Origin of the sequence: Mycobacterium sp. 050134 (genome assembly GCF_036409085.1) — a bacterium.
GTDB lineage: Bacteria > Actinomycetota > Actinomycetes > Mycobacteriales > Mycobacteriaceae > Mycobacterium.
On the sequence record NZ_JAZGLV010000016.1, the window covers coordinates 1 to 23044 of the forward strand.

Here is a 23044-nt window from a genome sequence, read left to right on the forward strand (position 1 = left end):
GACCGGCATGCCAGTGCCGGAACATCTCCACGAAGTCGGTCACGTTCCACGATCTCCTCGCCAACTCAGGCCCCTTCCAAGGCCCCGCGGCGGGGGCTCTTGGACGGAGCGAACCTGAGCAGCACCCCAACCCAGACCGGACACGCCCCAGGGTTGGGGAATTACGTGACGGCAGGTGAGGAATTACGTGACGGACAACCCCTCAGACCTGGGGAAATACGTGACCGCTGACAGGCTGGTGGTGAGAGATGTGAATTCGTCGGGAAACAACTCCTCTGCTGCTGGCACCGGCTGAGGCTCGCGCAGGACGTCCAGGCGGAAGCCGGCGTCGGTGAAGGCATCAGTCATGGCATGCAGTGGTCGGTTCCAGAAGCTCATCGAGGCGGTGTGCCGCCCACCCATGGTCCATTCTTCTGTCCAGTCGTAGGTGGCGAAGTAGTTGGTCTTTTGTCCGGCCCGGCGGTGCAGGGAGTGGATGGCGAAGGGGTGGTCGACCGAGACGATCAATCGGCCGCCGGCAGTGAGTACGCGCCGGAATTCCGTCAGTGTTGGCCCCCAGTCCTTTAGGTAATGCAGCACCAGCGAGGCGACGATGTCGTCGAACGCAGCGGTCTGGAACGGAAGTGGGCCGCGGAGGTCGACCAGGCGCAGGGGGGCATCCTGGCCGAGCTGGCGCCTGGCCAAGGCCAGCATCGCGGCACTGGCGTCGACGCCGGTGACAATGGCGCCGCGGTCGCGCAGCGCAGCGGATAGGACGCCCGAGCCGCAGCCGGCGTCAAGAATGCGGCGCCCGGTCACGTCACCGGCGAGGGTCAACATCGCCGGTCGCTCGTAGTACGCATTCATCAGATTGGTCTCGTTGCTGGCTGTATACGCCTCAGCGAAGTCGTCGTAATCGTTCACCTCGGCCGAATGATCAGCCTTGCCATCGGGACCTTGAGATGCGTTAGCCATGCACTCCATCTTGTGCCAGCGGCGACGAGACATGTTTGGTCATGGTGGCTGTCACCTATCCGTGCGGCAGACCCGGAAGGCGCCCGATTTCGGCCGCATAGTAGGTCGCCCTGGGCATCGGACCTCCGGTCAGGCATGGTCGTTCGAAAAGCCGGACTCAGACCGGAGCGCAGTTCAACAGCAATCCGACTGGCGGCACAACATTTTTGGTCGTGTACCTTAGCCGTGCGACACGCGCTGTCGCCTTGCCCATTCTTCGCCGCGCCGGGTGGTGTAGCTGTGTTCGGGTGTTAGCCGCCAGAGCCAGGTGTGCCGGGGCTGCCTGCCAGTCGCCCTGGGTTGCCGCTGTCGCCGCCGGCGCCGCCGCTGGCTTGAGTGACTCCACCGGATCCGCCAGCGCCGCCGTTACCGCCGTTACCGCCGTTACCGATCAGCCCAACCGCGTCACCGCCGTCACCGCCGTCACCGCCGTTACCGGAAGTAACCACGCCGGAACCGCCGGGTCCGCCGGCCGCGCCGTTTCCGCCGTTGCCGAACAGCGCTCCGCCGCGACCACCGTCGCCGCCGTTACCGCCTCCTAGCGCGAATTCGCCCGCTTTACCTCCGGCGCCGCCGGCGCCGCCGGCCCCGCCGTCACCGATCAGGGTTGCGTTGCCGCCGGCGCCGCCTGCGCCACCGGGCCCGCCGTTTCCAACATTCCCGGGTTCAGTTGTCAAGTCTTCGCCCCCGGTACCGCCTGCCCCGCCGGTGCCGCCGTTGCCGATCAGCCCAGCGGAACCGCCTTGCCCGCCGGCGCCGCCGCTACCGCCTACCCCACGCGAGCCTGTAACCGTCGGACCGCCGTTTGCGCCGGCTCCGCCTTCACCGCCGGTGCCAAATAGCTGGCCGGCGTTGCCGCCCATGCCTCCAGCACCGCCGTTACCACCGTTGGTGCTATTGGTGTCGGGCGAACCGCCCCCTCCGCCGTGCCCGCCGTGGCCAATCAGCTGGGCGCTGCCACCGTGACCCCCGGCCCCTCCGTCGCCGCCTACCTGACCGTTGCCGCCCGAGCCGCCAGTCCCACCGGCCCCGCCATCGCCGTACAGCAGCCCGCCGGCGCCGCCGTTGCCGCCGACCCCGCCGGCGCCGCCGTTGCCGCCGGCCCCGCCGGCCCCGCCGGCCCCGCCGGTGCCGCCGGTGCCGCCGGTGCCGACCAGTAGTCCGCCGGCGCCGCCGTTGCCGCCGACCCCGCCGTTATTGCCGCCGACCCCGCCAGCCCCGCCGTCCCCGCCGGCGCCGCCGGTGCCGAACAGTAGCCCGCCTGCCGCGCCGGCCCCGCCCGCCCCGCCGTTCTGGCCGCTGGCACCGGCACCTCCAATCCCGCCCGCCCCTCCATCGCCCCAGAGCCCGGTGGAACCGCCGGTCCCGCCCACCGCGCCGGCGCCGCCGGCCCCGCCATGCCCCCCGTTGCCGAACAGCAACCCGCCGGCTCCCCCACGCCCCCCGGCCCCACCGGATCCGCCTAATGCGCCGGATCCGCCGTTGCCGATCAGCCCCGCTGATCCGCCACTACCGCCAACCTGGCCGGCCGCTCCGGGTGCTCCGTTACCGCCGTTGCCGAACAAGATTCCGCCGGGACCGCCGTCACCGCCCGCGCTGGTCGCGTTCGCACCATTGCCGATTAACGGGCGACCAAACAGTGTCTGCGTCGGGGCGTTAAGTGCATCGAGCAGAGCCTGCTCCACGTTGGTGGCCTCGGCGCTTGCATACGACCCCGCCCCCGCGTGAAGTGTCTGAACGAAGTAATCATGAAACGCCGCCGCCCGCGCGTGTACTTCCTGGTACTGGTCAGCGTAGGAGCTGAAGATCGCCGCGACGGCTGCTGACACCTCATCGGCGCCGGCGGCCAACGCCCCCGTCGTGGATGCCGCCGCAGTCGCGTTCGCGACGCGGAGAGCCGCGCCGATCCTGGTCAAATTTGTTGCCGCATCGGAAACCATATCCGGCGACGTCATCACAAATTCCATCCGACGCCTCCAAATTCGGTAATCCGACAGCATGTGGTCATCGCAGACTCTAGCGTGCCGCCGGGCTCGGATTGCCCAGCCCATGAGGTTTGCCAACCGGAAGCTGTTGGGCATCGCTCACACCAACCTCACTTCCGGGTGACAGATTGCGGTGGAATTCGACTCGCTCTTTGAGGGCAGGGCTGGAAAGCGAGCGCTTGCGCATGACCGCAGCCCAGAACTAAGCCCAGGCATGCGAGTCGGTTTCTCATCCTGGTCGAACCAACTGATCGAGTTCGCCTCGGAGTCAGCAATAAGGCCAAAAATCGGCAGCTAGCGCATCGCCCGCTCGCCGGGGCAACGCCGGGGTCGGCCGAGGCCGCGGCGGGTCGCATTGCACCTAGGCGGCCCTACCGGCCCGTAAACAGTGCCCCCGGCACGACTCGAACGTGCGACCTAGGGATTAGAAGGCCCTTGCTCTATCCACCTGAGCTACGGAGGCAATGCGCAGGTCAGTCTATCGAACGACGCGGCCAGCGAAGTTCTCGCGACGCGCCACGCGCCAAAGGTGTTCCGCCGCCGGACTTATCGTTTGTCGTAGTGAACCTCGACACACGTACAACAACGGTTGATAACCAGCCGTTCACCGCAACGAAGCGTGTGGCTAACGTCGAGGGGCGTTGCTATGAGCGTGGCCATGAACCTGACTTCGCGGTGCTCGCGAGCAGGTATCGAGGCGCTTTTGTCCGATGCCAGGGACACCTATCGAGCCGGCATGGTGTTGCTGCGCGGCTCGCCGTTCGCGCTGGGCTGGGTCGCCGGCTGGATTGCCGCCGAATTCCCCCCGCACGTGGTGACCGGGCCCGCGCTGTCCCGCGTCGCGCACCCGTCGATCGGGCGGATGGCCACCACCTGGGCGGCGCAGCGGGCGGACCAGGCGCTCACCGCCGCTCTCGAGGACTCCCTGGGGCCCGATTTCCGTGACCAGGTCTCGCACCCGACCTGCGCCCAGCCCGGATGCACCCCGCGCAGCGGACTGTTGAGCAGGCCCGGGCCGCGCCGCCGCTACGCCGCGCAGACCTCCGACATCTCCTACGGTCCCGGCGGGCGCGAACACCTGCTCGACATCTGGCGCCGCGACGACCTGGCTCCGGGCCGGCGCGCGCCCGTGCTCATCCAGGTGCCCGGGGGCGCGTGGGCCGTCAACGACAAACGCCCCCAGGGGTACACGCTGATGAGCCGGATGGTCGAACTCGGCTGGATCTGCGTGTCGATCAACTACAGCAAGAGCCCGCGCTGCGCCTTCCCCACCCATCTAATCGATGTCAAAAGGGCGATCGCCTGGGTGCGCGAGAACATCGCCGACTACGGCGGCGACCCCGACTTCATCGCGATCACCGGCGGGTCCGCGGGCGCGCACCTGGCCTCGCTGGCCGGGCTCACCCCCAACGACCCGCAGTTCCAGCCGGGATTCGAGCACGCCGACACGACGGTGCACGCCGTCGTGCCGTACTACGGCGTCTACGACTTCACCGACTTCGACAACATGCACGAGATGATGCTGCCGTTCCTCGAGCACTTCGTCCTGAAGGCCCGGTACGCCGAGGACTCCGGGCGGTTCAGGGCGGCGTCGCCGATCTCTTACGTGCACAGCGCGGCGCCGCCGTTCTTCGTGTTGCACGGTGACGAGGACCAACTGGTGTCCAGCGCTCAGGGCCGGGCCTTCTGCGCGGCGCTGCGCGCGGCCGGCGCCCCGACGGTGGGCTTCGCCGAGCTGGCCAACGCCCACCATGCCTTCGACATCACCCCGACCGTCCGCTCGCGGCTGGCGGCCGACGCGGTCTCCGACTTCCTCGGCGTCGTCTACGGACGCCGCACTACCTCGCTGATGGACGCGTTCCCGCTGGCGACGGCCCCGGCCAGCTGAGCACTCGCCCCGGGTCGTCGGCACTCAAGTCACTCCTTTCACCGACGCGGCAACCCGACTAGCGTTGTGACGACCGAGTTGGCGGTCCGAGGGGAGGCTTGAGCGACGGTGACAAGGTTGACGCGTCGGAACAACGACCATGACTGAGTCCGCCAGCATCATCAAGCTGTCCGACGAGCTCGGGCCTGTCGACTACCTGATGCACCGCGGGGAGGCGAATCCCCGCACGCGCTCTGGCATCATGGCGCTGGAACTGCTCGACTCGACGCCCGATTGGGACCGGTTCCGAACCCGGTTCGAGAATGCTTCCCGGAAGGTGCTGCGGCTGCGGCAGAAGGTGGTCGTACCGACGCTCCCGACGGCGTCGCCGCGCTGGGTGGTCGACCCCGACTTCAACCTCGACTTCCACGTGCGACGGGTGCGCGTCGCCGAGCCCGGCACTCTGCGCGAGGTCTTCGATCTCGCCGAGGTGATCCTGCAGTCCCCGATGGACATCTCCCGGCCGCTGTGGACGGCCACCCTGGTCGAGGGCCTCCCCGACGGCCGCGCCGCGACGTTGCTGCACGTCAGCCACGCCGTGACCGACGGCGTCGGCGGGGTGGAGATGTTCGCCGAAATCTACGATTTGGAGCGCGAACCGCCGGCCAAGCCGACGCCGCCGCTGCCGATCCCGCAGGACCTGACGCCCAACGATCTGATGCGCCAAGGCTTCAACCACCTGCCCATCGCGATCGTCAACGGCGTCGTCGGTGCGGTGGCCGGCGCGGTGTCGGTGGCCGGGCGGGCGGTGCTGGAGCCGGCGTCGACGGCCTCGGGCATCGTCGGCTACGCCCTGTCCGGGATGCGGGTGATGAACCGCGCCTCCGAGCCGTCCCCGCTGCTGCGCCGACGCAGCCTCGCCACCCGCACCGAGGCGATCGACATCCGGCTGTCCGACCTGCACAAGGCCGCGAAGGCCGGCGGCGGATCGATCAACGACGCCTACCTCGCCGGCTTGTGCGGCGCGCTGCGGCGCTACCACGAGGCCTGGGGCGTGCCGATCAGCACGCTGCCCATGGCCGTCCCGGTCAACCTGCGCGCGGACGCGGACACCGCCGGCGGCAACCGGTTCGCCGGCGTCAACCTCGCGGCGCCGGTGGGCACGAAGGACCCGGTTTCGCGGATGAAGAAGATCCGCGCGCAGCTGACGCAGCGCCGAGACGAACCGGCGATGAACATCATCGGTTCGATCGCCCCGGTGCTCAGCGTTCTGCCGACCGCGGTTCTCGAGGGCATCACCGGCTCGGTGATCGGCTCGGACGTGCAGGCCAGCAACGTCCCGGTCTACCCGGGCGACACCTACATCGCCGGCGCAAAGGTCCTGCGCCAGTACGGCATCGGCCCGCTGCCGGGCGTGGCGATGATGGTGGTGCTCATCTCGCGGGGCGGCTGGTGCACCATCACCGTGCGCTACGACCGGGCGGCCGTGCGCAACGAGCCGCTGTTCGCGCAGTGCTTAGTCGACGGGTTCGACGAGATCCTGGCCCTGGCAGGCGACCCGCCGCCCCGCGCGGTACCCGCCTCGTTCGGCGAACCGGCCACCCCGGCGCGGACGGTGGCGGGCTCATGAGCGCCCCCGGGGAACGCGCCGAAAGCGGCGACCAGTCAACCGATATGCGGCTGCCGGGCTCGGTGGCCGAGATCATGGCCAGCCCTCCCGGACCGCAGATAGGGGCGTTCTTCGACCTGGACGGCACCCTGGTGGCCGGCTTCACCGCCGTCATCCTCACCCAGGAGCGTCTCCTGCGCCGCGACATGGGCGTGGGCGAACTGCTCAGCATGATCCAGGCCGGCCTCAGCCACACGCTCGGGCGCATCGAATTCGAGGACCTGATCGGCAAGGCCGCCGCGGCGCTGGCCGGACGCCTGATCGATGACCTGGAAGAGATCGGCGAGCGGCTGTTCGTGCAGCGGATCGAGTCGCGGATCTACCCCGAGATGCGGGAGCTGGTGCGCGCGCACGTCGCCCGCGGCCACACCGTCGTGCTGAGCTCGTCGGCGCTGACGATTCAGGTCAACCCGGTGGCGCGGTTCCTCGGCATCTCCAACATGCTCACCAACAAGTTCGAAACCAACGAGGACGGCCTGCTCACCGGGGGCGTCGAGAAGCCGATCCTGTGGGGACCGGGCAAGGCGGCCGCGGTCCAGCGATTCGCCGCCGAGCACGGCATCGACCTCAAGGACAGCTACTTCTATGCCGACGGCGACGAGGACGTCGCGCTGATGTACCTGGTCGGCAACCCGCGGCCGACCAACCCCGAGGGCAAGATGGCGGCCGTCGCCAAGCGCCGCGGCTGGCCGATCCTGAGGTTCAACAGCCGCGGCCCCGTGGGCCTGCGCCGACAACTGCGGACGCTGGCCGGTTTCGGATCGCTGTTCCCGGTCGCGGCCGGCGCGGTCGGGATCGGCGTGCTGACCCGCAGCCGGCGCCGCGGCGTCAACTTCTTCACCTCCACGTTCTCGCAGATGCTGCTCGCGACCACCGGCGTGAATCTCAACGTCATCGGCAAGGAGAACCTCACCGCGCAGCGCCCGGCCGTGTTCATCTTCAACCACCGCAACCAGGTCGACCCGGTGATCACCGGCGCCCTGGTGCGCGATAACTGGACCGCGGTGGGCAAGAAGGAACTCTCCAAGGACCCGATCATGGGCACGATCGGCAAGGCGATGGACGCCGCGTTCATCGACCGTGACGATCCCGTCGCCGCGGTGGAGTCGCTGCACCAGGTCGAAGAGCTCGCTCGGAAGGGGCTGTCGATCGTGATCGCTCCGGAGGGCACCCGGATCGACACCACCGAAGTGGGGCCGTTCAAGAAGGGCGCGTTCCGCATCGCGATGGCGGTGGGGATTCCGATTGTGCCGATCGTCATCCGCAACGCGGAGATCGTCGCGGCACGCAACTCGACCACGATCAACCCCGGCACCGTCGACGTCGCCGTCTTCCCGCCGATTTCGGTCCAGGACTGGACGCTCGAGGACCTGCCCGACCGCATTGCCGCGGTGCGTCAGCTGTATCTGGACACGCTGGCGAACTGGCCGGTCGACGCGCTGCCCGAGGTGGACCTGTACGCCGAGAAGAAGGCGGCGGGCAAAGCCAAGGGCCAGCGGGCCCCCGCGAAGAAGTCCGCCCCCAGGAAGGCCCCGGCGAAGAAGACCCCGGCCAAGGCGCCGCGAAAAACCGCGCCCGCCAAGGCCAATCCGCCCAGCGCCGAATCGGCGGGCTCGCCGCCATGACCCAGTCGGCCGCGAGTGCCAGCGCGGTGCTGACCACCCAAGACTCGCTGGTGTTGGCGTCCATGACCTCGCCGGTCGAGAAGGAACTGGTGACGGCCTGGCTGGCCCGGCAACGCGCCGCCAACCCGGCGGCGAATTTCGACGTCATCGAGCTGCCCCAGCCCGACGCGCCGCCCGCGGCACTGACCGCGCTGACGGCGCAGCTCGAGTCCGGGGATGACCGCTCGATCGTGCCGGTGCGCGTGTTCTGGTTGCCGCCGGCCGACCGCGGCCGGATCGCCAAGGTGGCCGGCCTGCTGCCCGGCCGCGACCCCTACCACCCCAACGAGCGGCGGCAGCGTCAGATCTTGCGCAGCGCGCCGCATCGCGCCCGGGTGGTGGCCGGCGAGTCGGCCAAGGTGTCCGAACTGCGCCAGCAGTGGCGCGACATCACCGTCGGCCAGGACACGAGCGACTTCGCGCAGTTCGTCATCCGCCGCGCCATCCTGGCGATCGAGCGCGTCGAGTACCGAATCCTGGGGCCGCACTACAAGTCTCCGCGGCTGGTCAAACCGGAGATCCTGGCGTCGGCGCGGTTTCGCGCCGGCCTGAAGAAGATCCCCGGGGCCACCGTCGAAGAGGCCGGCCGGATGCTCGACGAGCTGTCCACCGGGTGGAGCCGGGTCTCCGTCGACCTGGTCGGCGTCCTCGGCAGGGCGCTCAGTCGCGGGTTCGACCCGGAATTCGACTACGACGAATACCAGGTCGCAGCGATGCGCGCCGGCCTCGAGACGCACCCGGCGGTGCTGCTGTTCTCCCACCGCTCCTACATCGATGGCGCCGTGGTGCCGGTGGCGATGCAGGAGAACCGGCTCCCGCCGGTGCACGTGTTCGCGGGCATCAACCTGTCGTTCGGGGCGATGGGACCGCTGCTGCGCCGCTCCGGCGTCATCTTCATCCGCCGCAACATCGGCGACAACGCGCTCTACAAGTACGTCCTGCGCGAGTACGTCGGCTACATCGTCGAGAAGCGGTTCAACCTCAGCTGGTCCATCGAGGGCACCCGGTCACGCACCGGAAAGATGCTGCCGCCCAAGCTCGGCCTGCTGGCCTACGTAGCCGACGCCTACCTCGACGGCCGCAGCGAGGACATCCTGTTGCAGCCGGTGTCCATCAGCTTCGACCAGTTGCATGAAACCGCCGAGTACGCCGCGTACGCCCGCGGTGGTGAGAAGACGCCCGAGGGTCTGGGCTGGCTGTACAACTTCATCCGGGCGCAGGGTGAGCGCAACTACGGCAAGATCTACGTCCGCTTCCCCGAGGCCGTCTCGATGCGCCAGTACCTGGGGCCATCGCACGGCTCGCTGGTCCATGACCCCGACGCCAAAAGGCTTGCCCTGCAGAAGATGTCGTTCGAGGTGGCGTGGCGGATTCTGCAGTCGACGCCGGTCACAGCGACCGGATTGGTGTGTGCGCTGCTGCTGACCACCCGTGGCGCGGCGCTGACGCTCGGTCAGCTGCACCACACCCTGCAGGACTCGCTGGACTACCTCGAACGCAAACAGATTCCGATGTCGACGAGCGCGCTGCGGCTGCGCACCCGGGAGGGCGTCCGCGCGGCGGTCGACACGCTGTCCAACGAGCACCCGATCACCCGCGTCGACGGTGGACGCGAACCGGTGTGGCTGATCGGGCCCGACGAGGAACACGCCGCGGCGTTCTACCGGAACTCCGTCATCCACGCCTTCCTCGAGACGTCGATCGTCGAGCTGGCTCTCGCCCACGCCAAACGGGCCGAGGGCGACCGCATGGAGGCGTTCTGGTCCCAGGCGATGCGGCTGCGCGACCTACTGAAGTTCGATTTTTACTTTGCCGACTCCGCGGCGTTCCGGGCCAACGTCGCCGAAGAACTGGCGTGGCACGACGGCTGGGAGGCGCACGTCGCCGCCGGCGGCGACGAGATCGACGAGCTTTTGTTCGTGAAGCGTCCGCTGATGTCCGACGCGATGCTGCGGGTGTTCTTCGAGGCTTACGAGATCGTCGCCGACGTGTTGCGTGACGCGGCGGCCGATGTCTCCCAGAAGGAGCTCACGAAGGCGGCCCTCGGCGTCGGCCGACAATACGTGGCACAGAACCGGGTGCACAGCAGCGAATCGGTGTCGACGCTGCTGTTCACCACCGCCTACCAAGTGGTGGCCGACCAGGATCTGATCGCGCCCGGGCCGGGCCTTCCCGAGCGGCGCGCCGCCTTCCGCCGCGAGCTGCGCGACATCCTGCGCGACTGCGACTACATCGGCAAGCTCGCCCGTGCGCAGTTCATGGCCCGGGAGGCCGAGGCGCGTCGGAGCAGATCGGACCGCCAGGCTCCGTAGTTGGCGCTCGCCGGCCATACCCTGGGTACATGACCGTTACCCGGCCCGCCGGCGAAGCCGCTGACCGGGCCACCGAAACGGCGCCGCCACGGCCCCGCGTGCCGGTATGGCCGCTGCTGCTCGGCGTCGCGGTCCTCGCCGGTTGCACGGCGGCGGGCATCGGGGCGCTGTCGCTGGCCGACGCGCTGAGCGCCACCGGCCTGCCCGACCCCGGCCCGGCCACCACCCTGGGGCTGCCGTTCGTCCGCGCGGCGGGCGAGATCGCGGCGGTGCTGGCCGTCGGGTCGTTCCTTTTCGCGGCGTTCCTGACGCCGCCGCAACGCAGCGGCGTCCTCGACGCCGGCGGCTACCGAGCGCTTCGCCTGGGCACGGTCGCGTCGGGCGCGTGGGCCGTGTGCGCCGCCCTGCTGGTCCCGCTGACCGTCTCCGACGTATCGGGTCAGCGCTTGGGTGACCACCTCAACCCGGTGCAGATTTGGTCGCTGGCCGGCCTGATCAACACCGCCGCCGCGTGGCGCTGGACCGCGGTGCTGGCCGCGGTGGTCACCCTGGCGAGCCTGGCGGTGCTGCGCTGGTCGTGGACGCCACTGCTGCTCCTCGGGGCGTTGGTGACGCTCATTCCGCTCGGACTGACCGGTCACTCGTCGGCCGGCGGTTCGCACGACCTGGGCACCAACGCCCTGCTGATCCACCTGGTCGCGGCCAGCCTGTGGGCCGGCGGGCTCCTCGCGCTGCTCGCGCACGCGCTGCGCGGTGGCGACCACCTGGGCCTGGCGGCGCGGCGGTTCTCCGCGCTCGCCCTGTGGTGCTGGGTCGCGATGGCGCTCAGCGGCGTCGTCAACGCGCTGGTGCGCGTGCAGCCGTCGGACCTGCTGACCACCGATTACGGCCGGCTCGTGCTGGCCAAGTTCACCGCGCTGTGCACGCTCGGCGTCCTCGGCTGGCGCCAGCGACGCAGCGCGGTGGCCGCACTGCAAAGTGACCCGGGCCGCGCCGGCGCCCGCCGCGCCCTCGTCCGGCTGGCCCTGACCGAGTCGGCGGTGTTCGGCGTTACGTTCGGCGTGGCCGTCGGGCTGGGCCGCACGCCACCGCCACCGCCGCCCAACGGGTTGCCTTCGATTGCCGAGGCGGAGATTGGATACGACTTCGACGGGCCGCCGACGGTGGCGCGCGTCCTCTTCGACTGGCGCTTCGACCTGATCTTCGGCACGGCCGCGATCGTCCTCGCGGTGCTCTACGTGTCGGCCGTGCTGCGGCTGCGCCGTCGCGGCGACAGCTGGCCGCGGGGCCGGGTGCTGGCTTGGCTGCTCGGCTGCTTCGCCCTGCTCTTCGTCACGTCGTCCGGTGTCGGCCGCTACATGCCGGCCATGTTCAGCGTGCACATGGTCGCCCACATGGGGCTTTCGATGCTGGTCCCGATCCTGTTGGTGCTCGGCGCCCCGGTCAGCCTCGCGCTGCGGGCCCTGCCGGCCGCCGGTCGGGACGACCCGCCTGGAATGCGGGAGTGGCTGCTGGCGGCCCTACACAGCCGGTACTCGAGATTCGTCACCAACCCGGTGGTGGCCACCGTGCTGTTCGTCTCCGGGTTTTACGGGCTGTACCTTTCGAACCTGTTCGACACCGCGGTGAGCAGTCACGCCGGGCACGTGGCGATGAACGTGCACTTCCTGGTCAGCGGCTACGTGTTCTATTGGATCGTGATCGGGGTCGACCCCACCCCGCGCCCGATCCCGCCGCTGGCCAAGGTGGGCGTCGTGTTCGCGTCGCTGCCGCTGCATGCGTTCTTCGGGGTGGTGCTGATGGGCACGCGGAAGGTGCTCGGCGTCGACTACTACCGGTCGCTCGGATTGAGCTGGCATACCGACCTGCTCGGGGATCAGCGCCTGGGCGGGGGGATCGCCTGGGCGGCGGGGGAGGTGCCGCTGGTCATCGTGATGCTTGCGCTGCTGGTGCAGTGGGCGCGCAGCGACGAGCGCACCGCGCGGCGGCTGGACCGCGCCGCCGACCGCGACGACGACGCCGAGCTGACGGCCTACAACGCGATGCTGGCCGACCTGGCGCGGGGTGACGCCCCTGGTCCCGCTTCGGGCCAACCCGCTTCGGGCCCGGATCCGCGAGCGTAACGCCACTGCGATTTCTGTCACCAATTCTCGAAACGCCGTTACGCTCGCGGTTTCGCGATCCGTCCACAGTCGCACCGCCGTCACCGGTGTTCGTCCGGATACGAGTACTGCGCGCACACGTCCAGCACCGAGGACCATTGGGGAAATCCCGCGATTATCTCCGCATCGGTTAGCTCCGTCATATCCGGCGGCGCACCGTCGAGTCCGTCGATATGACCAATATAGATCCGAGCGGTTAATCCCGACACCGATAACCAGTCAAAGGTCAGAATATACTCGGGGGATTGGTTGAGGGACGGCTTCGTTTTCGGGTGTGAAGCGATTTCTGGCGGGTCAGCGCCTTTCGCCCACATATCCTCAGACCCTGGAGGGGGCGGCGGTGAGTAGTCGCCAATTGTTGACGTCCAATAGCCTCGGGTGGAATACCACGGATATTGCCGACCGGCATCATTTGACCATGCGACCTTGCCGACGCCTGTTAATACGGCGAGGGCCGCGTTCGACCCTTCGAATTCGCACCATCGAATATCAAAGAGCACACCAACTCGCGAGCGCTGAGGGGACAGGCGCAGATCAATGAATTCGGCTTCATTCATCGCGCCTTGCTCAATGAGTGGATTTGGCAGCGAGGATGCGGGCAACCCGAGATCCGGTGCGAACTCATACAGTTCGCTGATCGGGAAAGCGCTCACGTGCGACATCCTATCATCACTTTGGCAATGGTATGTGCGCAAATGGGTCTGTCGCTGGCAGCGTCCGACCAGAAAATGGGTCGACTTCTTGACCCATTACGTTGAGGTAATTCAGATACCCGTTAGGGTACTGCGAGGTCGGTTCCATGACGCGGATTGATACGACTCGGGAATCGATTCCTAATTGATTTGGAGCGATCGGGTAGATCCATCCTTGTCCGGACTTTGCCGGAGTCTCCGACATTAACCCCGGCGGAACGCCGGGCAGGTTAACTTCACCCGGTCCGGTCACATGCGGAGGGGGGCGTTGCGGTGGTAAAACGTCGAGGTACGCCCGCTTTTCGGCGTTGAGCTGTTCGGTCTCGGCATGGAATTCAGCTCGTCGCGGATCATTTGGCGGCAGCGATTCAACAAAAGGTTTATCGATATGGTTGTGCTCCCATATCCTTTGGTTGACGTCCCTGAGCCCCGCGGCAGCCTGCTCACGCGACATTGGCGGCTGTGGTGGCGGATCTTCTTTGAATGTGTGGTTGTCGACAGCGCGGACATGGTTCTCCGTTGACTGCCCGCCGGCGGTTTGATCAGTTGGAAAAGTGTCGCGGATCCCGGCTACGGCGGCAGTGATGTTGCCGGCGACCTGCTGATCCAGGCCCGCAAGTTGGGCCGCACGCTGGCGGATGTTGCCCGCGAGCGCTCGCGCCTCGGCTTGCCGAGCCGCCCCCTGCGCGGATGAACCACTGATCGTGCGGTCCGTGACGGAGAGGCCTTCACCCACCTCGAATCCCGCCGAGTGAGCGTCCGCGACTGCATAACGCAGCCGAGAACGTGCCGCATAGATATCCGACGCGCCGCTACGGGCGACGCGGGCGGCGGCCTGCAATTGATCCGCGACCGAGCTCGTGGCCGTCATGTCGGCGTGAGTCGCCGACCGCAGCGTCTCAGCCGTCTCGCCTCTCCACTCCATCGAAATCGCATCCCGCCAGACGCGGCTCGTCAAGCCGTAACAGCGCGCGCCCACGGCCTCCCAGTGATCAGCTGCTTCCGTGAGATGGTCTGTCGGCCAGGCCAACAGACTTGAAAGGTCGGGAATCCCCGCGGCCGCTGGCATCCCTACCAGCCGGTCACGTGTGAGTCACCGGTTTGACCTGATGAGCCGAGCGGTTCTGGCGGGTGGGCGCCTGCCGCGCTCATCGCCCGCACAGCGTCGGGATTTACCCGAGACGTTCGCTGCACGGCGAAAGCGTAAATAGTGCGTGCCAGGCCTGCCAGTCACCGCGGCCGCCCTCCCCGGGTGGACATATCGCTTTGCGTCGCGTCGGCTATCGCCGCACGCGCGCCTAAATTGCTGACTGATCCACAGTCCCGGTTCCTTCCACAAGCGCGCTACGCGAAGCCGGTTTGGAGCCCCCGCTGCGCTGATCCCGTCGGTGCAGCCGACGTAGATGGTGGCCAGAGGCGCGGTCGTCGCGCGGAAGAGATAGCAACCGAGAAGGGATCAGACATGTTCGAGACACCGCTTACCGTCGTCGGTCACATCGTTACCAACCCCGAGCGCCGGCAGGTCGGCAGCCAGGAGGTCATGAAGTTCCGGGTGGCCAGCAATTCCCGGCGCCGCACCGCCGACGGCGGCTGGGAGCCCGGAAACTCCCTGTTCATCAACGTGAGCTGCTGGGGCAGGCTGGTCACCGGAGTGGGTGCCGCGCTGGGCAAGGGCGCTCCGGTGATCGTGGTGGGCCACGTCTACACCAGCGAGTACGAGGACCGCGACGGCAATCGTCGGTCGTCGTTGGAGATGCGCGCCACGGCGGTGGGACCGGACGTCTCCCGGGCGATCGTGCGCATCGAGAAGCCCGGCTACACGGGCCCCGCCCCGGAGGAGGCGCCCGCCGGGGCAGCCGCCGGACCGTCCGAGGGCGGCGCTGACGAGGAGCCGGACGGCGAGGACGAGCCCGCTCAGGGCGCGCGGCTGCCGCTGTCGGCTTAGGCGCCGGCCCGGCGACCCCGGCGCGGTGCCTAGGATGGTCCGCGAGATCACTCTGCAGACCAGAAAGGCGATACCGCGGCATGGCTGAGTTCATCTACACGATGAAGAAGGTCCGCAAGGCGCACGGCGACAAGGTGATCCTGGACGACGTCACGTTGAGCTTCTACCCGGGCGCGAAGATTGGTGTCGTCGGCCCCAACGGTGCCGGTAAGTCGAGCGTCTTGCGGATCATGGCCGGATTGGACAAGCCGAACAACGGCGAGGCCTTTCTGGCGACGGGTGCCACGGTCGGCATCCTGCAACAGGAACCGCCGCTGAACGAGGAGAAGACCGTTCGTGGCAACGTCGAGGAGGGCCTGGGCGAGATCAAGGTGAAGCTGGACCGCTTCAACGAGGTCGCCGAGCTGATGGCCACGGACTACACCGACGAGTTGATGGAGGAGATGGGCCGGCTCCAGGAGGAGCTCGACCACGCCGACGCGTGGGACGTCGACTCGCAGCTCGAGCAGGCGATGGACGCGCTGCGCTGTCCGCCGCCCGACGAGCCGGTGAAGAACCTGTCCGGCGGTGAGCGACGCAGGGTGGCGCTGTGCAAGCTGCTGCTGTCCAAGCCCGACCTGCTGCTGCTCGACGAGCCGACCAACCACCTGGACGCCGAGAGCGTGCAATGGCTCGAACAGCACCTGGCCGCCTACCCGGGCGCCGTGCTGGCGGTCACCCACGACCGCTACTTCCTGGACAATGTCGCCGAGTGGATCCTCGAGCTCGACCGCGGCCGCGCCTACCCCTACGAAGGCAACTACTCCACGTACCTGGAGAAGAAGGCCGAGCGGCTGTCGGTGCAGGGCCGGAAGGACGCCAAGCTGCACAAGCGGCTGGCCGAGGAACTGGCCTGGGTGCGGTCGGGTGCCAAGGCGCGCCAGGCCAAAAGCAAGGCTCGGTTGCAGCGCTACGAGGAGATGGCCGCCGAGGCGGAGAAGACGCGCAAGCTCGACTTCGAGGAGATCCAGATCCCCGTCGGGCCGCGGCTGGGCAGCGTGGTCGTGGAAGTCGAACACCTCGACAAGGGCTACGGCGGCCGCACGCTGATCAAGGACCTGTCGTTCACCTTGCCGCGCAACGGCATCGTGGGCGTCATCGGCCCTAACGGGGTCGGCAAGACCACGCTGTTCAAGACCATCGTCGGGCTGGAGCAGCCGGACAGCGGCACCGTCAAGGTCGGGGAGACCGTCAAGCTCAGCTACGTCGACCAGACCCGGGCGGGCATCGACCCCAAGAAGACGGTGTGGGAGGTGGTCTCGGACGGGCTCGACTACATCGAGGTCGGCCAGACCGAGGTCCCGTCGCGGGCCTACGTGTCGGCGTTCGGGTTCAAGGGCCCCGACCAGCAGAAGCCGGCCGGCGTGCTCTCGGGCGGCGAGCGCAACCGCCTCAACCTGGCGCTGACGCTCAAGCAGGGCGGGAACCTGATCCTGCTGGACGAGCCCACCAACGACCTGGACGTCGAGACCCTGAGCTCGCTGGAGAATGCCCTGGTCAACTTCCCGGGTTGCGCGGTGGTCATCTCGCACGACCGCTGGTTCCTCGACCGGACCTGTACCCACATCCTGGCGTGGGAGGGCGACGACGACAACGAGGCGAAGTGGTTCTGGTTCGAGGGCAACTTCGGGGCGTACGAGGAGAACAAGGTCGAACGGCTCGGGGCCGAAGCCGCCCGTCCGCACAGAGTGACCCACCGAAAGCTGACACGAGGCTAAGGTCAGCTGTGCCGCGCTCCGCGAACGCCTTGGAGTGCGGGCGGATGGGGCAGCGTGGCACCGTCGTGAGTTGGGAGCAGTCGGCATGACGATCGATCCGGGGGCGAAGCAGGATCTCAAGCCGTGGACCGCTTTCAGCGAATTCGAGGACATCCCCGAATGGATCTCGACCGCCTACATCGAGAGCTACCGCGGTCCGCACAGTGACGAACCCGGCACGGCAACCGGATCTGTCGACCTGACCGTCCCCGCCGCCATCGTCAGCCCCGGGATGCTGGGCGCGCACTACCGCCTCGGCGAGCGCCGCCCCGCCGGCGAAAGCCGTGTCGCCGTCTACGCCCCGGACGATCCGGCCGGGTTCGGGCCGGCGTTGCAGGTCGTCACCGACCACGGCGGCATGCTGATGGACTCCGTCACCGTGCTGCTGCACCGGCTCGGCGTCGCCTACGCGGCCATCATGACCCCGGTCTTCGAGGTGCGGCGCAACCCGGCGGGCGACCTGCAGAGCGTCGAACCGAAACCGGCCGACGCGTCGCAATACGTCGGCGAGGCGTGGATCCACGTGCAGCTGGAGCCATCCGTCGACAGCAAGGGCCTCATCGAGGTCGAGCGCCTGCTGCCCAAAGTGCTGGCCGACGTGCAGCAGGTCGCCAGCGACGCGTCGACGCTGATCGCCACCCTGTGCGAGCTGGCTTCAGAGGTCGAAGCCAATGCCGGCGGACGATTCTCGGCGCCCGACCGCGACGACGTGGCTGGGTTGCTGCGCTGGCTCGCCGACGGCAACTTCCTCCTGCTGGGCTACCAGCGCTGCCGCGTGCATGACGGTCTGGTGTCCGGCGACGGATCGGCGGGCCTGGGCGTCCTGCGTACCCGCACCGGTTCGCGGCCCCGCCTGACCGACGACGACAAGCTGCTGGTGTTGGCCCAGTCGGTGGTGGGCAGCTACCTGCGCTACGGCGCGTACCCGTACGCGGTCGCGGTTCGCGACTACGCCGGCGGCGAAGACGGCGTCGTGGAACACCGGTTCGTCGGTCTGTTCACGGTCGCCGCCATGAACGCCGACGTGCTGGAGATCCCGACGATCTCGCGGCGGGTCCGCGAGGCGCTGACGATGGCCGAGAGCGACCCGATCCACCCGGGGCAGCTGTTGCTCGACGTCATCCAGACCGTCCCGCGTTCGGAGCTGTTCACGCTCAGCTCCGAACGGCTCTTGAAGATGGCCAAAGCGGTGGTGGATCTGGGATCGCAGCGGCGCGCGCTGCTGTTCCTCCGTGCCGACCGGTTGCAGTATTTCGTCTCCTGCCTGGTCTACCTGCCCCGCGACCGGTACACCACCCAGGTGCGGCTGCAGATCGAGGACATCCTCGTTCGCGAATTCGGTGGAACGCGGCTGGAATTCACCGCCCGCGTGAGCGAATCACCTTGGGCGCTCATGCATTTCATGGTCCGCCTGCCCGAGTACGCGGACGCGGTCGACGTCTCCGAGGAGAATCGGCTCCGGATTCAGGGCCTGCTCAGCGAGGCGGCGCGCACCTGGACCGACCGGTTGATCGGCGCCGCCGCCGACCTTCCGGGCGGCCCGGTCTCCCACGCCGACGCCGAGCACTACGCCGCCGCCTTCTCGGAGGTCTACAAGCAGGCCGTCACCCCAGGCGAGGCCATCGACCACATCGCGATCATCAAAGGGCTGCACGATGATTCGGTCAAGCTGGTGTTCTCCGACCGGGTCGAGGACGGGGCCGCCCAGCTCACGTGGTTCCTCGGTGGGCGGACCGCCTCGCTGAGCCAGCTGCTGCCCATGCTGCAGAGCATGGGTGTCGTGGTGCTCGAGGAACGGCCGTTCACGGTCACCCGCGCGGACGGGCTGCCGGTGTGGATCTACCAGTTCAAGATCCAACCGCACCCCACGATCCCGGTGGCGTCGACGGCCGAGGAACGCGAGTCGACCGCCCAGCGATTCGCCGACGCGGTCACCGCGATCTGGCAGGGCCGCGTCGAGGTCGACCGGTTCAACGAGCTGGTCATGCGCGCGCGGCTGACGTGGCAGCAGGTGGTGCTGCTGCGGGCATACGCGAAATACCTTCGGCAGGCCGGCTTTCCGTACAGCCAGTCCTACATCGAGTCGGTGCTGGGCGAGCACCCCTCGACCGTGCGGTCCCTGGTCACGCTGTTCGAGGCCCTCTTCGATCCTGAACGGTCGTCGGCGAGCCGCGACGCGCAGGCCGCCGCCGCGGCGGTCGCGCAGGACATCGACGCGCTGGTGAGTCTGGACACCGACCGCATCCTGCGCGCGTTCGCGTCGCTGGTGCAGGCCACGTTGCGCACCAACTACTTTGTGACGCGCGAGGGTTCGGCCCGTCGCCGCAACGTGCTGGCGCTCAAGCTCGACGCGCAGCTCCTCGACGAGCTGCCCCTGCCGCGGCCCAGGTACGAGATCTTCGTCTACTCCCCGCGAGTGGAGGGCGTGCACCTGAGGTTTGGTCCGGTGGCGCGGGGCGGCCTGCGCTGGTCGGATCGCCGCGACGACTTCCGCACCGAGATCCTGGGCCTGGTCAAGGCGCAGGCCGTCAAGAACGCCGTCATCGTGCCGGTCGGGGCCAAGGGCGGCTTCGTCGTGAAGCGACCGCCGCTGGCCACCGGCGACCAGGCCGCGGACCGCGACGGCACCCGCGCCGAAGGCGTCGCGTGCTATCAGCTGTTCATCTCCGGGCTGCTCGACGTGACCGACAACGTCGACCACGCCACCGGCAAGGTCAGCCCGCCCCCCGGCGTCGTGCGGCGCGACGGCGACGACGCCTACCTGGTGGTGGCGGCGGACAAGGGCACCGCGACGTTCTCCGACATCGCCAACGACGTCGCGAAGTCCTACGGCTTCTGGCTGGGCGACGCGTTCGCGTCCGGTGGATCCGTCGGTTACGACCACAAGGCCATGGGCATCACCGCCAAGGGCGCCTGGGAGGCCGTCAAACGGCACTTCCGCGAAATGGGGGTGGACACCCAGACCGAGGACTTCACCGTTGTGGGCATCGGCGACATGAGTGGCGACGTGTTCGGCAACGGCATGCTGCTGAGCAAGCACATCAGGCTGATCGCCGCGTTCGACCACCGGCACATCTTCCTCGACCCCAACCCCGATGCCGCCGCGTCGTGGGCGGAGCGCCGGCGGATGTTCGACCTTCCGCGGTCCAGCTGGGACGACTACGACGAGTCGCTGATCAGCGAGGGCGGCGGTGTCTACAGCCGCGAACACAAGGCCATCCCGGTCAGCCCCCAGGTTCGCCACGCGCTCGGCATCGATGACGACGTGAGCGACCTGTCCCCGCCCAACCTGATCAAGGCGATCCTGCAGGCGCCGGTGGACCTGCTGTTCAACGGCGGCATCGGCACCTACATCAAGGCCGAATCCGAGTCCGACGCCGACGTCGGTGACCGCGCCAACGACCCGGTGCGCGTCAACGCACATCAGGTGCGCGCCAAGGTGATCGGCGAAGGCGGCAACCTCGGTGTCACGGCGCTCGGCCGGGTCGAGTTCGACCTGTCGGGCGGCCGGATCAACACCGACGCGATGGACAACTCGGCGGGCGTGGACTGCTCGGACCACGAGGTCAACATCAAGATCCTGATCGACTCGCTGGTGATCGCCGGCAAGGTGCGGCCCGACGAGCGCAAAGGGCTGCTGGAGTCGATGACCGACGAGGTCGCCCGGCTGGTGCTCACCGACAACGAGGACCAGAACGACCTGATCGGCACCAGCCGCGCCAACGCCGCCAGCCTGCTGCCGGTGCACGCGCGGCTGATCCAGAACCTGGTCGACGAGCGCGGGCTCAACCGCGAACTGGAGGCGCTGCCGTCGGAGAAGGAGATCCACCGGCGCTCCGAGGCCGGCATCGGGCTGACGTCGCCGGAGCTGTCCACGCTGATGGCGCACGTCAAGCTGGGACTCAAAGAGGAGATGCTCGGCACCGAGCTGCCCGAACAGGACGTCTTCGCCTCCCGGATACCGCTCTACTTCCCGACCCCGCTGCGGGAACGGTTCACCCCCGAGATCCGCACCCACCAGCTGCGCCGCGAGATCGTCACCACCATGCTGATCAACGACCTGGTGGACACCGCCGGCATCAGCTACGCGTTCCGGATCACCGAGGACGTCGGGGTGAGACCCGTCGACGCCGTGCGCACCTACGTCGCCACCGACGCGATCTTCGGGGTGGGCGACATCTGCCGCCGGATCCGCGCGGCGAATCTGCCTGTCGCCGTGTCGGACCGGCTCACGCTGGACACCCGGCGGCTGATCGACCGGGCCGGCCGCTGGCTGCTCAACTACCGCCCCCAGCCGCTGGCCGTCGGCGCAGAGATCAACCGGTTCGCCGCCAAGGTGCGGCACCTGACGCCGCGGATGTCGCAGTGGCTGCGCGGCAACGACAAGGCCATCGTCGAGAAGGAGGCGGCGGAGTTCGCTTCGCAGGGCGCGCCCGAGGACCTGGCCTACACGGTCGCCGCCGGGCTGTACCGCTTCAGCCTGCTGGACATCATCGACGTCGGCGACATCACCGAGATTGACGCCGCCGAGGTGGCGGACACTTATTTCGCCCTGATGGACCGGCTCGGCACCGACAGCCTGTTGACCGCGGTTTCCGAACTGCCCCGCAACGATCGGTGGCATTCGTTGGCACGCTTGGCGATTCGCGACGACATCTATGCTTCGTTACGCTCCCTGTGTTTCGACGTGCTCGCGGTGGGGGAGCCCGACGAAAGCGGCGAGCAGAAGATCAACGAGTGGGAGCACATCAGCGCATCCCGCGTGGAGCGTGCCCGCCGCACGCTGTTGGAGATTCAGGAGAGCGGTGAAAAGGACCTCGCGACGTTATCGGTGGCGGCCCGCCAGATCCGCCGGATGACCCGCACCAGTGGGCGGGGATCGTCGAGTTGAGCGCCGGCTTCGTCGCGTCGGTGCCCGTCCGGTGGTCCGACATCGACATGTATCAGCACGTCAACCACGCCACGATGGTCACGATCCTCGAGGAGGCCAGGGTCCAGTTCCTGCGCGAAGCATTCGAGGTCGACATCTTGACCATCGGGTTGCTGATCGCCGAAGTCAAGGTGACCTACAAAGGTCAACTGCGCCTTGTCGATTCGCCACTGCAGGTGACGATGTGGACCAAGCGGTTGCGGGCGGTGGACTTCACGCTCGGCTACGAAGTCCGCTCGGTCAGCGCCGATCCCGAGTCCAAGCCTGCCGTCATCGCCGAGTCGCAACTGGCCGCCGTGCACATAGAGGAGGAGCGCCTGGTGCGGCTCTCCCCACACCATCGGGAGTATCTGCAGCGGTGGATCCGATAGCCGAGCGCGGGTTATGGGTCGGCCCGGAAGCCAGGGCCGCCCAGCGCGGCGACCTGGCCGCCTTCGCCGACAACGCGCTGCGGATGGACGACACCGCCGTCATCCGGCTGCGCACGCGGTCCGACGGGCTGCTGACGGCCTGGGTCGCAACGGGTTTCGACGTGCTGGCGAGCCGGGTGGTAATTGGCACGGTCCGCCCCGGTGACATGACGGTGGCCGCGGACGCGCTGGCTCGCGGCCTGTCCGCGATGGACGCCTCCGGCTACGTCGACCCGGGCTTCGCCATGGACTCCGCGTGGCGAGGCGCGCTGCCCCCGGAATCCGGCTTCACCCACCTCGACGACGTGCCCGCCCGCGTGCTGCTCGACCTCGCGCAGCAAGGTGGCCGACTTGCCAAGGAGCACAGCGGCGCCCATGGCCCGCCGGTCTCGCTGCTCGACCAGGAGGTCGTCCAGGTCAGCTCGCCCGACGCCAGCGTCGGGCTGCCGATGCGATGCGTGTTCGCCTTAACCGCAATGGGCTTCCTGCCGCAGCCATCCGCTGAGGAGATCATCCGTGTGCGAATCTCGCCGACGTGGTTGCGCGTAGATGCGCGGTTCGGCTCGGTGTACCGCCGGCGCGGCGATCCGGCGCTGGTGCTGAGCTGATCGGCGGCGGC

The 23044-nt window shown here is 68.3% G+C and carries 14 protein-coding genes and 1 tRNA gene; 10 read left to right on the forward strand and 5 right to left on the reverse strand.

The window, feature by feature from the left end; translation table 11 throughout:
* Positions 1-183 precede the first annotated feature (183 nt).
* The 3 genes from SKC42_RS19165 to SKC42_RS19175 all read right to left on the reverse strand — a co-directional run bounded on the left by SKC42_RS19165 (position 184) and on the right by SKC42_RS19175 (position 3441).
* Positions 184-954, reverse strand: a complete 771-nt coding sequence (locus tag SKC42_RS19165) for a class I SAM-dependent methyltransferase (RefSeq protein WP_330965859.1) — start codon at positions 952-954, stop codon at positions 184-186.
* 290 nt (positions 955-1244) lie between these two features.
* Complete coding sequence (locus SKC42_RS19170) at positions 1245-2960, reverse strand: PE family protein (RefSeq protein WP_330965860.1); 1716 nt, start codon at positions 2958-2960, stop codon at positions 1245-1247.
* A 407-nt stretch (positions 2961-3367) separates the two neighbouring features.
* Positions 3368-3441, reverse strand: a tRNA-Arg gene (locus tag SKC42_RS19175).
* Positions 3442-3624: 183 nt separating this feature from the next.
* On the opposite strand from SKC42_RS19175, the gene SKC42_RS19180 reads away from it, so the two are divergent.
* The 5 genes from SKC42_RS19180 to SKC42_RS19200 all read left to right on the forward strand — a co-directional run bounded on the left by SKC42_RS19180 (position 3625) and on the right by SKC42_RS19200 (position 12613).
* Positions 3625-4866, forward strand: coding sequence for an alpha/beta hydrolase (locus SKC42_RS19180; protein WP_330965861.1), 1242 nt, complete (start codon positions 3625-3627; stop codon positions 4864-4866).
* Positions 4867-5005: 139 nt separating this feature from the next.
* A complete protein-coding gene (locus SKC42_RS19185) occupies positions 5006-6475 on the forward strand; it encodes a WS/DGAT/MGAT family O-acyltransferase (RefSeq protein WP_330965862.1) in 1470 nt (489 codons plus the stop codon).
* Positions 6472-8139 (forward strand): HAD-IB family hydrolase, encoded by a 1668-nt coding sequence (locus SKC42_RS19190; RefSeq protein ID WP_330965863.1) that lies wholly within the window; start codon positions 6472-6474, stop codon positions 8137-8139. Before SKC42_RS19185 ends, SKC42_RS19190 begins: the two co-directional genes overlap by 4 nt.
* Complete coding sequence (locus SKC42_RS19195; RefSeq protein ID WP_330965864.1) at positions 8136-10490, forward strand: glycerol-3-phosphate 1-O-acyltransferase; 2355 nt, start codon at positions 8136-8138, stop codon at positions 10488-10490. The genes SKC42_RS19190 and SKC42_RS19195 overlap by 4 nt, the downstream gene beginning before the upstream one ends.
* Positions 10491-10519: 29 nt before the next feature.
* Complete coding sequence (locus SKC42_RS19200; RefSeq protein ID WP_330965865.1) at positions 10520-12613, forward strand: cytochrome c oxidase assembly protein; 2094 nt, start codon at positions 10520-10522, stop codon at positions 12611-12613.
* An 80-nt stretch (positions 12614-12693) separates the two neighbouring features.
* Here the strand turns inward: SKC42_RS19200 and SKC42_RS19205 are convergent, their stop codons facing one another.
* Both SKC42_RS19205 and SKC42_RS19210 read right to left on the reverse strand, forming a co-directional pair.
* Positions 12694-13305: a hypothetical protein gene (locus SKC42_RS19205; RefSeq protein WP_330965866.1), complete on the reverse strand. Its 612-nt coding sequence runs from the start codon at positions 13303-13305 to the stop codon at positions 12694-12696.
* Positions 13306-13321: 16 nt separating this feature from the next.
* A complete protein-coding gene (locus tag SKC42_RS19210; RefSeq protein ID WP_330965867.1) occupies positions 13322-14215 on the reverse strand; it encodes a hypothetical protein in 894 nt (297 codons plus the stop codon).
* Between the two features lie 591 nt (positions 14216-14806).
* Between SKC42_RS19210 and SKC42_RS19215 the strand changes: the two genes are divergently transcribed.
* The 5 genes from SKC42_RS19215 (at position 14807) to SKC42_RS19235 (ending at position 23033) form a co-directional block, all read left to right on the forward strand.
* Positions 14807-15289, forward strand: a complete 483-nt coding sequence (locus SKC42_RS19215) for a single-stranded DNA-binding protein (RefSeq protein WP_330965868.1) — start codon at positions 14807-14809, stop codon at positions 15287-15289.
* An 80-nt stretch (positions 15290-15369) separates the two neighbouring features.
* Positions 15370-17046 carry an energy-dependent translational throttle protein EttA gene (gene ettA, locus SKC42_RS19220; protein ID WP_330965869.1) on the forward strand — a complete coding sequence of 559 codons (1677 nt, stop codon included), beginning with the start codon at positions 15370-15372 and terminating at the stop codon, positions 17044-17046.
* 85 nt (positions 17047-17131) lie between these two features.
* Positions 17132-21976, forward strand: coding sequence for an NAD-glutamate dehydrogenase (locus tag SKC42_RS19225; RefSeq protein WP_330965870.1), 4845 nt, complete (start codon positions 17132-17134; stop codon positions 21974-21976).
* Positions 21973-22386: an acyl-CoA thioesterase gene (locus SKC42_RS19230; protein ID WP_330965871.1), complete on the forward strand. Its 414-nt coding sequence runs from the start codon at positions 21973-21975 to the stop codon at positions 22384-22386. Before SKC42_RS19225 ends, SKC42_RS19230 begins: the two co-directional genes overlap by 4 nt.
* On the forward strand, positions 22383-23033 hold the full coding sequence (locus SKC42_RS19235; RefSeq protein ID WP_330965954.1) for a hypothetical protein: 651 nt from the start codon (positions 22383-22385) through the stop codon (positions 23031-23033). The genes SKC42_RS19230 and SKC42_RS19235 overlap by 4 nt, the downstream gene beginning before the upstream one ends.
* The last annotated feature ends 11 nt before the right edge of the window (positions 23034-23044 follow it).

Bases quoted from the DNA above. Each gene is read 5' to 3' on its own strand.
- SKC42_RS19200 (WP_330965865.1), top strand. From the start codon at position 10,520: ATGACCGTTACCCGGCCCGCCGGCGAAGCCGCTGACCGGGCCACCGAA.
- SKC42_RS19195 (WP_330965864.1), top strand. From the start codon at position 8,136: ATGACCCAGTCGGCCGCGAGTGCCAGCGCGGTGCTGACCACCCAAGAC.
- SKC42_RS19180 (WP_330965861.1), top strand. From the start codon at position 3,625: ATGAGCGTGGCCATGAACCTGACTTCGCGGTGCTCGCGAGCAGGTATC.
- SKC42_RS19225 (WP_330965870.1), top strand. From the start codon at position 17,132: ATGACGATCGATCCGGGGGCGAAGCAGGATCTCAAGCCGTGGACCGCT.
- SKC42_RS19210 (WP_330965867.1), bottom strand. From the start codon at position 14,215: ATGACGGCCACGAGCTCGGTCGCGGATCAATTGCAGGCCGCCGCCCGC.
- SKC42_RS19165 (WP_330965859.1), bottom strand. From the start codon at position 954: ATGGCTAACGCATCTCAAGGTCCCGATGGCAAGGCTGATCATTCGGCC.
- SKC42_RS19185 (WP_330965862.1), top strand. From the start codon at position 5,006: ATGACTGAGTCCGCCAGCATCATCAAGCTGTCCGACGAGCTCGGGCCT.
- ettA (WP_330965869.1), top strand. From the start codon at position 15,370: ATGGCTGAGTTCATCTACACGATGAAGAAGGTCCGCAAGGCGCACGGC.
- SKC42_RS19215 (WP_330965868.1), top strand. From the start codon at position 14,807: ATGTTCGAGACACCGCTTACCGTCGTCGGTCACATCGTTACCAACCCC.
- SKC42_RS19170 (WP_330965860.1), bottom strand. From the start codon at position 2,960: ATGGAATTTGTGATGACGTCGCCGGATATGGTTTCCGATGCGGCAACA.
- SKC42_RS19190 (WP_330965863.1), top strand. From the start codon at position 6,472: ATGAGCGCCCCCGGGGAACGCGCCGAAAGCGGCGACCAGTCAACCGAT.